This is a genomic window from Bacteroidota bacterium (assembly GCA_016722375.1).
Lineage (GTDB): Bacteria > Bacteroidota > Bacteroidia > Chitinophagales > LD1 > Bog-950.
The window spans coordinates 282,976-298,482 of record JADKJG010000004.1; the positions used below are offsets into that span (position 1 = coordinate 282,976).

A 15,507-nucleotide genomic window follows, 5' to 3' on the forward strand; every position below is an offset into this window, starting at 1 on the left:
TAAGCATCTTAATCTAATCGTTTATGAAAACTTCCTCTTCTTCTTTTAAATGGGTTGCTCTGTTAATCTGTTCCTTATTTGGGATTAGTGCAATGGCTCAAAATGCAAGTGGCGCAACAATGAGTAGTGATGTGTGGTGTTATATAATTGGAGGGGCCACAATTATGGTATTAGTGGCATTGCTTTTTGTTATGCAAAAGGCAGCCTTGGTTTTAGACGAAAACGGTCAATCATTATTTGATTTCGATTTTCCAATATTTAAAAAAATGGCGGGAGAGGGCAAAACGGTTGCCATCATTATGATACTTATTGTATTAATCGGAATGTACTTAGTGGTTACTTATAGCATGGGATGATTGTGATCGGAACCGTTGCTAAGCCACTAAAGGAAGGACTTCAAAATGTGTGACTTTGAATTTTGATATAGGCAGACACAAATGATGAAGCCAATATCCTTTCTCCGAATCTTTTATCGCACCTAACCTTAGCTGAAGGTGTTTATTAATTAACATAGCAATAAACACTACTCAACAATAGAATGGAACATAGTTACCAAAAACTGCTTAAGAATAATAGGGTTTGGGCTAAAAGACATATTGCAGAGGACGCATCTTTTTTTAAGAAACTAAAAGCAGGACAAAATCCGGAATATCTATGGATAGGCTGCTCTGATAGCCGGGTTCCTGCCAACGATGTTACCGGAACTAAACCCGGAGAATTGTTTGTTCATCGCAACATTGCCAATGTGGTGATTCAAACCGATATGAACCTGCTAAGCGTACTTTACTATGCCGTAGATATTTTAAAGGTGAAGCACGTGATTGTTTGCGGCCACTATGATTGCGGTGGGGTTTGTGCCGCTATGCAGAATAAGGATTTCGGTTTTGTAAATAACTGGCTTCGGAGCATTAAAGAAGTCTATGCCAAGCATAAAACAGAGTTGCTCACTATCCGAAATATCGAGAAACGCGAAAATAGGTTGGTAGAATTGAATGTGATTGAACAGGTTAATAATTTGGCAAAAACACGTATTGTTCAGCGCGCTTGGAAAAATAGCACACTACAAATCCATGGATGGGTGTACGACGGTAACAACGGACAGATAACAGACTTGAACTACAAAAAGAGCGGGCATCAGGATATGGAAGATATTTTCAGATATGACCTATAAAAAAATAAAGAATGGAAACGAGCAGTAAATCTTATCGGATGTTATTCCTGAACACGCTCGCGTTCACGGTTTGCTTTGCTGCGTGGATGCTGAACGGAGTGTTGGTTACCTATCTGGTGAATAATGGTATCTTCAAATGGAATCCTGTTCAAATCGGTTGGCTGTTGGGTGTTCCGGTACTGGTTGGTTCTATATTTCGTTTGCCGATTGGAATATTAACCGACAAATTTGGTGGCAAGTGGGTAATGGGCGTGCTTTTATTCTTCTGCGCAGTACCCATGTTCTTTTTATCACAGGCCAATAGTTTCTCATCGTTTCTTTTATTGAGCTTTGGTTTTGGAATGGCGGGTAGTATTTTTGCTGCAGGTGTGGCTTATACTTCATTATGGTTTCCGAAGGAAAAGCAAGGTACTGCATTAGGTATTTTTGGCGTAGGAAATGCCGGAGCAGCATTGACCACTTTATTTGCCCCCACTATTCTTAATCACCTCACCCAAAACGGAACTCAGCCGGAAGGATGGCGCACTTTGCCGCAACTTTATGCAGCTATGCTGGTGGTGATGGCAATTATTTTTCTTTTAACTACTGAAAACAAAAAGCCAGCCGAAATAAAAACAATGGGGCAGCGATTAGCTCCTTTAAAGGAAATGAGAGTTTGGCGTTTCGGACTTTATTACTTTTTTGTATTCGGAGGTATTGTAACACTGGCTCAATGGCTACTTCCGTACTATGTAAACATGTACTCAGTATCTATCGTTACTGCCGGGGTGATGGTTTCCGCTTTTAGTTTGCCCGCCGGTTTAATTCGAGCAGCAGGAGGATGGCTTTCTGATAAAGTTGGCGCGCGAACGGTTCTTCTCTGGGTATTTGGCGTCAGCATAGTATGTCTGTTTTTTCTCTTTCCACCACGCATGGAAATCAGAGCGCCGGGACAGGGAATTATGGCCAGCAAACCCGGTAGCGTAACAGCCGTTTCTGATTCTGAGATTGTAATTGATGAAGCAAGATATATGCTTCAACCCAAAAGCAGTGGTTCATCGCAATCGGAAATTCGCTTGGGGATATTCCATAATGCAGATGAGGATTTTACCGCTCTTCCGACTTCATCTTTCTGGCAAGAACCACAGGTGAAAGTGGGTGAAACAGTAACTAAGGGGCAACTACTTGCCAAAGGATTCACGCATATTTATTTTCAGGCTAATAAATGGATATTCTTTACGTTGATTTTTATTCTGGGTATTATGATGGGAGTCGGAACCGCAGCCGTTTATAAACATATTTCAGACTACTATCCTAATAGTATAGGCACGGTAGGAGGTATTGTGGGAGTAATTGGCGGACTCGGCGGATTTTTAAATCCTATTCTTTTCGGTTATCTGCTAAAGGGAACGGGTGTATGGACTACTTGCTGGATGTTTCTTGCGGTAGTTGCAGCCATTTGTATTGTTTTCCAAAGCTTTGCTATTAAATCTGCGAAATTGTCTGAGGCTCAGAGAAAAGCTATTGATGATAAACTGCAATAATGCATAAGCCACAGCAACCCTATAGGATTTTATGAATTCAACTTCATCAGAAACTAATGGCAACTCGTCCAATTGGGGAAGAAACAACCTAATAGTCAATTTGCGTGGGATAGTAAAGAATTTATCTCCTTCCTATTTTGCTATGGTTATGGCAACGGGTATTGTTTCCATCGCTGCTGATTTATTCAGAATGCCTCTGATTGCTATGAGCCTATTTTGGTTAAACGTGTTTGCCTATTTGACTTTATGTGTTGCCTTTTCTCTTCGGTTTGTTTTCTTTAGAGATGAATTTCTCAATGATTTATTTGACCATGCCCGTGGCCCCGGGTTTTTTACAACAGTAGCTGCTACTTGCTTGTTGGGAGCGCAGTTTATTCTCTTATGGGATAACTATAACATTGCTGTAGTGTTATGGTTCCTCGGAATTATTCTTTGGCTGGTGATTACTTATACCATCTTCACCACGTTCACGATAAAGGAAAATAAACCACCGCTACAAGAAGGAATTAATGGCGCGTGGCTGCTGGCGGTAGTATCTACACAAGCACTAGCGGTATTAAGTGCAAGGTTGTCTATGCACTTTGAAGCTCATAAACTGGTCATCAATTTCTTTGCATTTTCTATGTGGCTATGGGGCGGCATGCAGTATATCTGGATGATTTCTCTGATTTTCTATCGCTACACATTCTTCAAGTTTTCTCCGAATGATCTTTCTCCGCCTTACTGGATCAATATGGGTGCTATGGCCATTTCTACTCTGGCCGGTACGTTGCTTATTAAGAACACGCCACATGCTCCATTTTTACTTTCTACACTTGCCTTCCTCAAAGGATTTACTATTTTTTACTGGGCAACTGGTACCTGGTGGATACCTATGCTCATCATTCTAGCTTTTTGGCGACATGTTTATAAGCGGTTTCCTTTAACTTATGACCCGCTGTATTGGGGGGCGGTATTCCCTTTGGGCATGTACACGGTTTGCACTTATATGTTAGCGGAATCTATGGAGTTGGAATTTTTATATCCAGTTCCGAAATACTTCATCTACATAGCCCTATTCGCGTGGACTGCTACATTCATTGGTTTTGTCAGCAACTTAGTGAGGAAATTATTACACAGAAACTGAAACTCAAAAAGGGAAATAGATACACGAGCATTGTAATGACGAAAATCATTTTTCCGTTAGAGGCATATTCCCGTCATTTGTAACTAAACATAACGTTATGATAACAGTTAGAGAACTAAAGAAAAAAGATCCTGTAACAAAACAACAGGAGAAGGGCTTAGACCAACAAGAGGATTCTCCGATGGATCCACCGGCTGCTTACGAAGAGCCTGGGAAAGTAGAAATGAAGAAAGAAGATATGTGCGATTCGTTGCAAGCCTTCATGCACGACCACGAAGGAGTTTTGAAAGTGGTTGCAGCATTCGAAAAGGGGATTGTTGAATACAAATCCAACGGCTACAAACTCAATAAAGAGATTAATGAATCATTTGGAAACTTTTTCAAATGCCTTGATGATGATTTGCTTCCTCACAACCGGAAGGAAGAGAAAATCCTATTTCCAGTGCTCAATCAAAAGTTGATAGTGGCAGGCGAGCATAGTAAGGGTCCTAAAATGGTTACAGCTATTGATGTGATGGAGGATGACCACGTGAAATTTATCCAACTCGGTGCATTGGCATTTAATCTCTTGGGTTTATCAAGCCGGATTGCAGACGAACGCTCAAAAATATTTGTGCTCGATACTGCTTATGAAACTTCTCGCGAACTAATAGAGTTGCTCAAGCTGCATATCTATCGTGAGGATATTACGCTGTTTCCTCTGGCACAAAAATTTATTTCTAAAGAAGAATTTGCTGCCATTCAAAAACAAATGGATCAATTCTAAATCACCAGGCGATTTAAATTATAAGCAATGATAGTTGATCAACATAGCCGCGTTCACGATTACCTGCGTATTTCGCTGACAGAGCGTTGCAATCTTCGTTGCTTTTATTGTATGCCTGAAGAAGGAATTCTTCTTCGCCCGCGAAATGATTTCATGTCGTTTGAGGAAGTTGTGGCGATGGCCAAGACTTTTGTTTCGTTGGGTGTTAAGAAAATCAGGTTAACCGGAGGAGAGCCTTTAATTAGAAAGGATGCAAAGGAAATTTTCAAAGCACTTTCAGAACTTCCGGTCGAACTCGCTATCACTACCAATGGAATTTTAGTAGATGATTACATGGATACTTTTCAATCGTGTGGAATTAAATCTATCAACGTCAGCTTAGATTCACTCAAAGAAGAAAAGTTCAATTCCATTACGCGCAGAGATTATTTTAGTAGAGTAACAGCCAACATTGAATCACTGCTTGACAAGAAATTTCATGTAAAGGTGAATGCGGTGGTAATAAAAGGAGTGAACGATGATGAAGTCTGCGATTTCGTTTCATGGACACGCAATAGGAATGTTCATGTTCGGTTTATCGAGTTTATGCCTTTTCAGGGAAACAAATGGGACTGGAGTAAGGGAGTTTCATTTAAGGAAATGATGTCTATAATCGAAACGCGATTTGGAAACAACATCATCAAATTGGATGACGGCAAAAACGATACTGCTAAGAATTATGCGATTGCAGATCATCTGGGAACCTTTGCTATTATCAGTTCAGTAACCAATCCTTTTTGCGATACCTGTAACCGGATTCGCCTCACGGCTGATGGCAAAATGAAAAACTGTTTATTCTCCTCGTCCGAGACCGATTTGCTTTCTGCCATGAGAGCCGGTGAAGATATTGAGCCACTGATTTTGAAATCCATTTGGGGGAAGAAGGCACTGCGTGGAGGAATCGAAACCTTAGATGATTTTGCAAAACAGAAGAACAGGACGATGGTGGCCATCGGAGGGTAATTCAACAAATAAAGAAACGGTATGACGAAAGATAAGAAGGAAGAGACTGTAGTGAAGAATGAAATGATTGAGGCTGCCTTTAATTTCTGGTTTAATGGCCAGGAGCATATCCGTTCACCTTTCCCACATTATATAAAAGGAGACTTACAATCGAAGACCTTGGATAAATTTTTCGATTGGACGAACAAAATTTCTGATCGGGCAAAAAAGGAAATCAACGATGAAATTGTGGCCGAGAAATTTGAGGAGATTCTGTTTGAAACGGCTGCCGAATTGGTAAAGACTCAAGACGAACGGCTAACGATTCTCTATCCGTTTATGCCCCGCATGGGAGACGTAATAGAACCGAAAGAAACGGATGAGCATAAGGAGAATAGTATGGTGGTGGATCGCACGCACTTGAAACGTGGCGACCAATCCTTTTTGAAGGTAAAGTTTAAAGCGATGGATTCTGGAAGAGAATGGGAAACCGAATTTGAATTGCCCGAATAAATTAAAATCTGTCCCCCGACAGGGTGCTACTGTATCTTTTGCAGTAGCACCAACCCTAACAAAAGAGTAACCTTTCCTCTCTATCCCGATGTAATGGTGGATATTTATTTTAGGCAAGGAACTTAATTCACCACCTCACCATTTCGATAATTCTTCACCTCTTTCGACGTGCCGTTATTATAATAATACGTGACCGCCCCTTCTAATTTATCATTTACATAAACTCCTTCACTTTCCTTTTGACCGTTAGCATGCCAATGAACAAATGGCCCATTGAGCTTATCATTCTTATATAAACTCTCACTCACCTTATTTCCACTACTGCCCCAAATACTCCAAATTCCTTCCCGCTTGCCCTTCACAAACGTTCCCTCCATTTGCTTTTTACCGTTTTCATAATACCAGGTCCACAGGCCTTCATCCCTGCCATTCACCTTTCCTCCAACTATTTTTGATTGCCCGTTTTCATAACTCGGGCCCGTGTCGCCGCTCTTATATTCGTAAGTCACCCATATAGAAATGAGCACAATACACACCAACACTATCTTATGATATTTCAGGTTTTCTTTGAATGTTGACCGGTCTGCCATATTGAAAAGGGAGCAATAATTCTTTGGTTACAATTTGCGATGCTAAGGTAAGAGTTCTGCTGTTGCAAAGATATTTTCTATTTCTTTTCATCAGCGCTACACTCTTCCTCCGGTCGTTACTAAAGTCCGTAAAACCATGAGCAAGCGGAAATAGAGAAATAAGCCGCGAGCCTTATTTAAGCCGCGAGCTACGAGCTTAGAGCTATGAAAAAATACAGTCGTTTCTTTCTCACAGCTCCTTCACAAACCTCCCCACCGCCACCGTCCTAGTGCCGCAACGGATGAAGACATGATAGCCGCCAGAGGCGAAACCCGAAACATTTATTTTTTGAAAGCTGCTGTAGCGCGGCAGGATTTGTTGATGTACCACCTGCCCCAACTCATTCACTATTTCCATGCTCACCTCGCTTGGATTTATCCCCCCTCCGGAGGTTAGTGGGCTGCTTTACTCCAATCCGTAAAACCATAATCAATCATCACATCGGTGGAGGCGGGGTTGGGGAATATCCTGACTGGCAAATCATCCGGTTCATTTTTTATTGAAACCAAATAATCGCAATCCGTTGCTGTATTTTGATAAGTACCGAATGCATCATCCTTATAACATCTCAGACTATAAGTATCATAATCAGTGAGGCATAAAAAATAAGGGTCTATGAAATACTCCAGCACGCCAATCCGCTCCAGAACTTTAATAGATGATTGCCCCCAGGTGGTGGCTACATCCCCGATCGGTTTGCCAACATAATAGCGCAATGAATATCCATCGTGTTGGAATGTTCCGGCAGTATCTATTCTGATTTTGACAATCGAATCGTCCGGCGAGCAGGTACTATTATACACGTGAAAATAAGACAGGGTATCACCGGTATTCAGATTGAAAAAGTAGGCAGGGAAGAAGGAGGTAGCGCGCCAGAAAAAGACAGTATCATTTTTGAGAATAGGTATAGATGGATTCCGGATAGATGGTATCAATTTGATAAACATCCGGGCCTATATGGGTTGCCTTTATCAGAGTGGCACGTAGCTTGGCGCAGGACTGGGCTGACAAAACGGTGTCTTTCTCATAATTCAAATACAAAAGACTTTCACCGGTCCATCCATATACATGGTAAGTCCATTGCGATCCCGGAAAGACCCATTGCTGAGCAAATGTTTGTAAGGGGAAAAGTAAAAGCAGCAGATACTTCATCACGCAATGTAAAAATTAGAAATGGTATTCACTAAAAGGCTGTTTGGATTTCTGTATAAAAAAAGTGTATCGCACAGCGGGCCAGGAACCTCTGTGTTCTCCGCCGGGCATACGATTCATACAAATTCGGTTGTTCATCCAAACAGCCTCAAAAGGGTTGTTATTCCCTGCGAAAAAATGTCGCACGGAGGCATGGAGAATTGGGGAGAGACTTTCTCTTGGCTGTTTACTCTGTGGCTCCGTGCGAAATGTATTTTCCTAAAACAATTTCTTATTGCTTTTTCACTTTGGTTCCTCTCTCCAAAATGATTTCGGAATAGTTTTCAGTAAGGAATCACTGCTGTTTAGGTAAGAAATAGATATTTTTCGCCCAAAAACATATCATAATCACCAGAATAGAGGTCTTTTTTGATAGAAAGTATTTGCTAAATTAGAAATAGTATATTCTAATTTGTAATTAGTATATACTTTATCTAATTTAGAATTGGCTATTTACTGGTTAGTTATTTATAAACATAAAATAGTTATTAATAACCCTAATTTAGCTAATACTATTTTATAAAAAGTATCTACATTATTATAAATAGTATTTGCTAATTTGAAATTAGTAAATATATTTGCAGAGAAAGCAGATCCTATTTATAGAAAGATAAATCAAGTCGAATAGGTAGTATTCATTCCACACAAAAATGGAAACCTTATGAGTAAAGTAGTTTTAGAACTTCGCAACGCCAGCCCTCAAAAGAAAGAAAGCCTGGCACTGAAAATGGCCAAAGAAATGGCGGGTAATGTAAACTTCCCTGATCCCAACCCAACTTTGTTGGATTTGAAAAGCGCGGCAGATACATTAAGCGCCAAGCGGCTGGCCGTGAGAGTTGCCAAAACTGCCTTGCGCTCGGCAGTGAACGAGCAAAATGCAGCGGAAAAAACATTGGTAAAAATGTTGCAGCAGGAAGCGTCATATATTGAGATGGCCAGTGGCGGCGATGCACTCAAAATTGAAAGTTCGAGTTTGAAATCACGCAAGAAAAATGTGCGGAGCCATCATCCGCCAAAGGTCGAAGGGGTGAGTGCCATGCCGGGCAATAAAAGTGGGGAGATATTATTGAGTTGGCATTCGCTGCCCCGAAGTTTCAATCTGCGCGGCTATCAGGTGCGCTATGCTTTTGTGTTTCAGGAAAAGATGGAATGGATAATGTATGATAAGTTGACTTCAAAATCGAAGATGAAATTTATGTCCCCTCAACCGGGTCAAAGAATTTGGATAGAAGTTCGCGCCGTGAACAACACCGATGTCGGCCCTTGGAGCGATGTAATGGGAATAGTAGCGCCGTAAATACTTTGATTCCACACAGTGTGAATTTTGTTTAAACCTTCCAAGTCTCGAAGACTTGGAAGGTTTTTTATGCCTAATTATTATCTTTGGGTAAACAAAAACAATACAAACATGATTCGTATAATCATCATTATACTTCTCGGTATTGTGCTCGTCAACATTGGTTTTGTTGGTCTATCGGCCATACTGTGTAAAGAGGGGCTGGAGCCAATAGGATTGAATATGATCTACGGATTACTGTGCTCTGCTTTGATTCAAATCGTGCTTTACGAGCTGGCCGTGATGTTAGCTTTATATGAAATTGGTATCAACCCAAAAATGACGACCACCCATAAACTGCTTTGGATGCTTATCGTTCTTTTAGTACTAATCGGCGGGTTGATTCTCTATTTGATTTTTGGTGATAAAACGGCGAAGGAAAATCAGGCAGGAACTTCTTCCGAGGTATAGGTGGCAGACAAAACAATTGCAGCTTTCTAAAGAATTATTTAACCGATAAAATTCAATCTAACATGGGACTATTTTCAAAAGAGGAGCCAAAGGGCTATACCGTAAAAGATAAACCGATGGCTTGTGTTTATTGCAAGAATGAACTTTTCTTTATGCGTTCGGCATTGTTAAACACCTCCGGTGCCGAATTTTTAGGGATGGCATGGGCTAATCGCGGAGCCAAGTGTTTTGTGTGTTCCGAGTGCGATTACATCCATTGGTTTATAGATTGAAACGCATCTCTTCTTAGATCTTCTCTGGTAATCGAGACGTGGAGTTTCTTCCATTCCCTCTCGTCTTTTTCTACTCTGGCAGAAAAGGCAGCGTAAGAAATTACAGTTTGTATTCTATACAATCAATCTGCCCTCTTCATGCTTTCCAGCAATTTCTTCACCACCACTTTATCAATAGGAAGTGTGATATGATCTTCCTGAACTAAGTCATGGATAGAAACCCAACGAAAGGATTCTGCTTCTTGACCGGGGACGGTTTCGAAATTGAATTTTTGAGTAGCGGTGCGAATGAGATGATGCTCATTTGAATGAACGATATAGTAAATGCTGATGATCTGGCTTTCGGAATCGAAGAAAGAAGGGACGAAGAAATCGTTGGTGTAAAAATGTTCTTTGAGCGATATGTGGATACCGGCTTCTTCTTTGAATTCGCGAATCAGGCAATCGGCGATTCCTTCACCCAGTTCTAAACCGCCACCCGGAAACTTGGTGGCGCGGATGCCGCTTTTAAATACTTCATCGGCCAACAATACCTGTTGCTTTTCGTTGAAAAGAATTCCATATACCCGGATATTGAACCGGAGGATGGGGTGCATGTTACTGGGAGCAGCGTTGAATAATCAATACTTGAAACCGAGGTTGCTGCGTCGGCCTTCTTGAATTTTAAATTCCTTGAGGTCTTCCACCGTCATCGTCTCCAACATTTCCTTCGTCCGTTCTTCTTTCGGCACCGATGCCAAGCGAAGGTTCTGTTGTTGCACCGCTTCGCTAATCAGCTTTCTGATTTCGCGAGCATTGCCAAAGAATTTATCGCGGTATAGATGGATGGATTCGATGTATCGCTGCATGTAGTCGTATGCTTCGTTATCTAACTTGATGTTTTCCAACTTCATAAGGGACAAAGCAATACGGAACAATTCGTCGGCAGAATAATCATTAAAGGTAAAGGTGCGGTCAAAGCGCGAGCGAAGTCCGGGGTTTGATTCCAAGAAGCGGTTCATGGGTTCGATATAGCCCGCTGCCATCACAGCAAATTCGCCCCGGCTGTCTTCCATTCTTTTTAAAAAGCGTTTCAATGGCTTCGCGACCAAAGTCTCCTCCTTCGCCCAAGGCATACGCCTCGTCAATAAACAGCACCCCTCCGGTGGCTTCTTTGATTCGTTCATCGGTTTTCAGAGCGGTTTGGCCCACAAACCCTGCCACCAAACCCTGACGATCTAATTCGACGAGATGTCCACGCTCAATCAATCCAAGGGCTTTGTATATTTTCCCCATGATACGCGCTACGGTCGTCTTTCCCGTTCCCGGATTGCCGACAAACACCGTGTGGAGCGAAAATTTATTCAGCACATCTTTTCCGATATCATGATAGAATCGAACGAGTTTAATCAACTCGGTTACCTCGATTTTAATATTATCAATACCGATCAGGGCGTTCAATTCTTCCAGCGCACTTTGCAACAGGCGTTCGTTCACGTGTATATTAAACTTGCGTTTGCTTCGCTGTTTGAAAACCATTTCCAAGTCATCTTTTTCTACAGAGGAAAGTACGTGTTTATCCAGCTCGCGGAGATCTTCGCGTTTCATCAGGCGCAAACCCAAATTCATTTTGGCTTCGTCAATCACCGATAGCGCATAGCGCGCATTGCCAAATGATTTATCACGATTCCGGAAGGCCTCCACCAGTTGATCGTAGAGATACGATAAGGCATCGTCCGTCATGTGAATGTTTTTCTGCTGCGCATAGCTTAGGGCAATGGCTTGCAATTCGTCGGGCAGATAATCTTCAAAATGAAAATAGTTGGCAAAACGAGAACGCAAACCGGGGTTTGATTTCAAAAAGATTTCCATTTCGTGTGGATAGCCGGCTGCCATGATGGCTATGTCGCCTGTGCCATCACTCATCTCTTTAATCAGGACTTCAATCGCTTCCTTGCCAAAGTCTTTGGAGTCATCAGCCTCGCGCGCCAAGGCATAAGCCTCATCTATAAATAAGATGCCGCCTTTCGCTTCTTCTATAGCCTTCTTCACTTTGGGTGCCGTCTGCCCGATGTATTCACCAATCAGCGTAGACCGGTCCACTTCTTTCACGTGGCCCTTGCTTAATAAGCCCATAGACTTATAAATCATGCCGAGGAGTTTTACCACGGTGGTTTTCCCCGTGCCGGGGTTTCCGGTGAAGACGGAGTGAAGATTTATTTTTTCAGAATCCTGAAAGCCCTTTTCCTGACGGAGTTTTAGGAAGTTGATATAATCTATATGATTCTTCACTTCCAATTTCAATTCCTCCAATCCAATCAGGCTTTCCAATTTAGCTACATTGGCCTCTAGCGATTCATCGGGAGAAGCAGGGAGTGTTTGCAGTGCGGACCGCACGTTGCCGCTCACATTGCCATGTTCAGGGTTCCCTTCGATGTCTTCATCACCGGTTTCTAGCCGCAACACACCAATAACGGTATCCATGAAAACAATCTCTAAACGGTAGTTGTTGTCTTTCCATGTGCCGGGAATGTCGTTTCCCCAGCCTTCGTTAAAAACAAATGTTTCTCCTTCTTTTTCTGCCTCTATTTTTCGCGAGCGCTCTATGCGAGCTTTTAATAAACCGGAGGCATTGTACCAGTTGAAGAATATTTCACAGTTCCACTCGGTGGGGACTTTGTTCTTAAACTTGAACTCAATGTACAGGTACTGGGTATCATTCCGGTTTATGCTTCGCAGATATAACTTGGTTTCATCGTTCACGGCATTGTAATCACCGGTATAAAAACGCACGGATTCAATATCGAAATAGGGATTCGACTCTGCGGTAACCCTTCCTACATCTTCTACAAAAAAGCGTTTAGTGCCTACTAGTTCGCCATCAATAAAGGCTTCCCAACTATATTCTCCTTCATTCCAAAATGCTCCGGCTGAGGCCATGCCCCATCCTTTATTAATGTACACCACGTTTTCATCCAGACGAATTTTCCGCTTTTCATCCTGCGAACAGAGCTCCTTTTTCTTGCCTTCAATATGTGAGAAAGCTTTCAGCGTGACCGTAGTCTCCCAATCCTGATCGTCGAAGAGCTTATTGTAGAAGGCTATTTCTGCAGATATATAAGTAGTCTCGGTGCGGTCAAAGACCGTGCGGTATTCACGGCTGCGATTGGCCAGCCATTCGTCCGAGGCAAACACTCGAAGTGTTTTGAATTTATAGTTCTTGTATGCCATAATTCAGAATTGTTCGATTGGGAATATTAGAGAATAGAAAAATTAAAACTTCGTTTCCATGACCTGCGCAAAGTAAAAATCTAACAACCCGTGAAGGAGGCTAAATATGCACACCTCTATGTCTATTAGACGTATAATTTGAAAAAACGTCTATTCTATTCTTCAAAATTTCCATTTTTTGACAATATAGCTACCATTCAACTCACTTTCCTTGCCGCTTTGATGCGGTTGTATGCATCATGAATCCGCTGAATTTTTTGCTCTAACTTCTTTTTTGCTATCGCATCTATGTCTTGATTTCTATCGGGGTGATATTTAAGGATGAGTTTTCGATAGGAATTCCTGATGACTATAATGGAATCTTCTCTTTTAACTCCTAAGATTTCAAAGTCCGAAAATTCTCTTTCGGTGTGTACCGTCTTCATCTTTCTGAAATCCACATCATGGACATTCAGAAAGCCGGATATGCGAAATATAAAGTAGTTCTCCCGTTCGCTAAGGTCTCCGTCGCATAGGGCAAGGTCAAAAAGAAAATGAACCACCTGAACATGGGTGCCGTGGTCAGTGTACATACGTATTTGATCGCAAGCTGTGTTTAGGTCATACTCTTTATTCAGGCAATGATTAAGAACTTGTGAGCGTTCATTAGAATATTTTTCATCGAAGTGCTTGTTCAGAAAATCATTGACAAAAGAAATTTCGGTTAAGGAGACCTTGCTGTCCACCTTGATTAAATGAGATGCTAGCACGATTAAATTGGCCTCAAACTCAGTGATGCCTTTTGTTTTGCCAACTTCTGGATGGTTCTTGTCCTTTCCCATCATGGTTCCGGCAATAAAACCCAATACACCACCTATGGGATTGCCGGTCAACACCCAACCAATTCCAGCACCTAACCATTTCTCATAATAGGACATTATATCGCGCGGAATAAGTAATAATGAATGATGATTTATCGGGGGCGAATAACGGGTTCGGTTAATTTAGTAAGTAACCAAATACCGAGGAGGATGAATGGGATATTGAGCATTTGGGTTTTGCTAACCAAACCAAAAAGCAGGCCGCCGTCCGGTACTTTGAAGAACTCAAGAACAAATCTTGCACCAAACAACCCGATGAAAAGGATTGCCGGATACAATCTGGTTTTTGATTGCTTGTATTTCATGAAGACAAGCAACATGATGATCTGTAATAGAAAATAGGCCAGACTCTCATATAGAACCACCGGATGCCGGGGAATATCGTCCACCTGTTTAAAAACAAAAGCCCAGGGAACATGAGTAGGCGTTCCTACCAGCTCAGAATTCATCAAATTACCAATTCGGATGAGCGATGCCAGCAAGGGAACTGAAATTGCGCAATAGTTAAAGAGCGGCACAAAAGGAAACTCGCGGTGATTCCGAGAAAAGAGATACAAACCCAGAATGCCTCCCGCCAAGCCACCATGACTCGCTAAGCCACCTTTCCAAACAGCGAGAATATCTAAAGGATGGCTCAGATAATATTCCAAATCATAAAATACAATATGCCCCAAACGAGCCCCAATCAATCCCCCAATAAATACATATTGAATAGCTAAAGTGACTTTTTCATCATTCCAGCCTATCTGTTTCCATATAAACTGCTGTGCCCAAAAAGTCCATATTAGCGATAGTCCCCAAAGGACCCCGTACCATTTAATAGCATATATGCCAAAACTAACAAAGTCGGGATTGGGGTTCCATTGAATAAAAAGCATGAGTGAAGACATAGGGCGAAAATAGAAATCCATTTAAAGATTGCAGGTAAACCGAATGGCGTTGATAAGCGGGGGGGAACCGATAAAACCTACTTTTTCATAAATCATTTTGTAGGATGGTATTATTTTATATTCTTGCACAATTGATAATAACATCGGTATCCTAACTAAGTAAACAACAGAAATGGCGAAAAAGAAATTTACACTCGAATATATCATACGGTCTTCACCGTCTATCCTTTTTGAATTTTTGACACAACCTACCAATCTGTCTCAATGGTTTTCTGATTATTGTGATTCTCAGGAGGACATCTTCATCTTTGGATGGGGCGGTTCCGATTTTCAGCGCGCACGCCAAGTAGATGTAATGGATGAGGAATCTGTGAGATACCATTGGGAACACGGTAATAAAGACGAGTACTTTGCATTCAAGGTCTACAAATCGGAAATCGCGAATGACACCATTCTGGAGATAACTGATTTTGCCGACGCCAAGGAAGTTAAAGAGCAGCCCTTTCTTTGGGACAAGCAGGTAGAGGATCTCAAACATGCCTTGGGTGCTTAGTTTAGCTGGGTTATCTTCGTTCGTCGTCGAGCTTTATAATTCTTAACACCCCATTCCCCAATCACCATTCGCCT

18 protein-coding genes and 1 pseudogene are annotated in these 15,507 nt (G+C 41.7%); 11 read left to right on the top strand and 8 right to left on the bottom strand.

What is annotated here, in order from left to right:
• The first annotated feature begins 23 nt into the window (after positions 1-23).
• The 7 genes from IPP77_06720 to IPP77_06750 all read left to right on the top strand — a co-directional run bounded on the left by IPP77_06720 (position 24) and on the right by IPP77_06750 (position 6,080).
• Positions 24-356: a hypothetical protein gene (locus tag IPP77_06720; protein MBL0309357.1), complete on the top strand. Its 333-nt coding sequence runs from the start codon at positions 24-26 to the stop codon at positions 354-356.
• Positions 357-538: 182 nt separating this feature from the next.
• The gene (locus tag IPP77_06725) at positions 539-1,171 is read left to right on the top strand and encodes a carbonic anhydrase (GenBank protein ID MBL0309358.1); all 633 of its coding nucleotides are present in this window, start codon (positions 539-541) and stop codon (positions 1,169-1,171) included.
• Positions 1,172-1,182: 11 nt separating this feature from the next.
• On the top strand, positions 1,183-2,694 hold the full coding sequence (locus tag IPP77_06730; GenBank protein MBL0309359.1) for a NarK/NasA family nitrate transporter: 1,512 nt from the start codon (positions 1,183-1,185) through the stop codon (positions 2,692-2,694).
• Between the two features lie 31 nt (positions 2,695-2,725).
• A complete protein-coding gene (locus IPP77_06735; GenBank protein ID MBL0309360.1) occupies positions 2,726-3,820 on the top strand; it encodes a tellurite resistance/C4-dicarboxylate transporter family protein in 1,095 nt (364 codons plus the stop codon).
• A 97-nt stretch (positions 3,821-3,917) separates the two neighbouring features.
• Entirely contained in the window at positions 3,918-4,586 is a 669-nt protein-coding gene (locus IPP77_06740; protein MBL0309361.1) for a hemerythrin domain-containing protein, read from the top strand.
• A 27-nt stretch (positions 4,587-4,613) separates the two neighbouring features.
• Positions 4,614-5,588 carry a GTP 3',8-cyclase MoaA gene (gene moaA, locus IPP77_06745; protein MBL0309362.1) on the top strand — a complete coding sequence of 325 codons (975 nt, stop codon included), beginning with the start codon at positions 4,614-4,616 and terminating at the stop codon, positions 5,586-5,588.
• 21 nt (positions 5,589-5,609) lie between these two features.
• Positions 5,610-6,080 (top strand): hypothetical protein, encoded by a 471-nt coding sequence (locus IPP77_06750; GenBank protein ID MBL0309363.1) that lies wholly within the window; start codon positions 5,610-5,612, stop codon positions 6,078-6,080.
• A 122-nt stretch (positions 6,081-6,202) separates the two neighbouring features.
• Here the strand turns inward: IPP77_06750 and IPP77_06755 are convergent, their stop codons facing one another.
• The 4 genes from IPP77_06755 to IPP77_06770 form a co-directional block, all read right to left on the bottom strand.
• On the bottom strand, positions 6,203-6,670 hold the full coding sequence (locus tag IPP77_06755) for a toxin-antitoxin system YwqK family antitoxin (protein MBL0309364.1): 468 nt from the start codon (positions 6,668-6,670) through the stop codon (positions 6,203-6,205).
• A 229-nt stretch (positions 6,671-6,899) separates the two neighbouring features.
• A complete protein-coding gene (locus IPP77_06760) occupies positions 6,900-7,067 on the bottom strand; it encodes a hypothetical protein (protein ID MBL0309365.1) in 168 nt (55 codons plus the stop codon).
• A 35-nt stretch (positions 7,068-7,102) separates the two neighbouring features.
• Positions 7,103-7,657: a hypothetical protein gene (locus IPP77_06765; protein ID MBL0309366.1), complete on the bottom strand. Its 555-nt coding sequence runs from the start codon at positions 7,655-7,657 to the stop codon at positions 7,103-7,105.
• Positions 7,599-7,865 carry a hypothetical protein gene (locus tag IPP77_06770; protein ID MBL0309367.1) on the bottom strand — a complete coding sequence of 89 codons (267 nt, stop codon included), beginning with the start codon at positions 7,863-7,865 and terminating at the stop codon, positions 7,599-7,601. The genes IPP77_06765 and IPP77_06770 overlap by 59 nt, the downstream gene beginning before the upstream one ends.
• Before the next feature lie 697 nt (positions 7,866-8,562).
• Here IPP77_06770 and IPP77_06775 point away from each other — a divergent pair.
• The 3 genes from IPP77_06775 to IPP77_06785 all read left to right on the top strand — a co-directional run bounded on the left by IPP77_06775 (position 8,563) and on the right by IPP77_06785 (position 9,920).
• Positions 8,563-9,198: a fibronectin type III domain-containing protein gene (locus tag IPP77_06775; GenBank protein MBL0309368.1), complete on the top strand. Its 636-nt coding sequence runs from the start codon at positions 8,563-8,565 to the stop codon at positions 9,196-9,198.
• A 111-nt stretch (positions 9,199-9,309) separates the two neighbouring features.
• Positions 9,310-9,648: a PLDc N-terminal domain-containing protein gene (locus tag IPP77_06780; protein ID MBL0309369.1), complete on the top strand. Its 339-nt coding sequence runs from the start codon at positions 9,310-9,312 to the stop codon at positions 9,646-9,648.
• Between the two features lie 62 nt (positions 9,649-9,710).
• Positions 9,711-9,920, top strand: a complete 210-nt coding sequence (locus IPP77_06785) for a DNA-binding protein (protein MBL0309370.1) — start codon at positions 9,711-9,713, stop codon at positions 9,918-9,920.
• A 122-nt stretch (positions 9,921-10,042) separates the two neighbouring features.
• On the opposite strand, the gene IPP77_06790 is transcribed toward IPP77_06785, so the two are convergent.
• The 4 genes and pseudogenes from IPP77_06790 to lgt form a co-directional block, all read right to left on the bottom strand.
• Complete coding sequence (locus tag IPP77_06790; protein ID MBL0309371.1) at positions 10,043-10,516, bottom strand: NUDIX hydrolase; 474 nt, start codon at positions 10,514-10,516, stop codon at positions 10,043-10,045.
• A 24-nt stretch (positions 10,517-10,540) separates the two neighbouring features.
• Positions 10,541-13,130: pseudogene (locus tag IPP77_06795) on the bottom strand (AAA family ATPase).
• A gap of 197 nt (positions 13,131-13,327) precedes the next feature.
• A complete protein-coding gene (locus IPP77_06800) occupies positions 13,328-14,047 on the bottom strand; it encodes a TerB family tellurite resistance protein (GenBank protein ID MBL0309372.1) in 720 nt (239 codons plus the stop codon).
• A 35-nt stretch (positions 14,048-14,082) separates the two neighbouring features.
• On the bottom strand, positions 14,083-14,880 hold the full coding sequence (lgt, locus tag IPP77_06805) for a prolipoprotein diacylglyceryl transferase (protein ID MBL0309373.1): 798 nt from the start codon (positions 14,878-14,880) through the stop codon (positions 14,083-14,085).
• A 172-nt stretch (positions 14,881-15,052) separates the two neighbouring features.
• Between lgt and IPP77_06810 the strand changes: the two genes are divergently transcribed.
• Entirely contained in the window at positions 15,053-15,433 is a 381-nt protein-coding gene (locus IPP77_06810; protein ID MBL0309374.1) for an ATPase, read from the top strand.
• Positions 15,434-15,507: the final 74 nt, after the last annotated feature.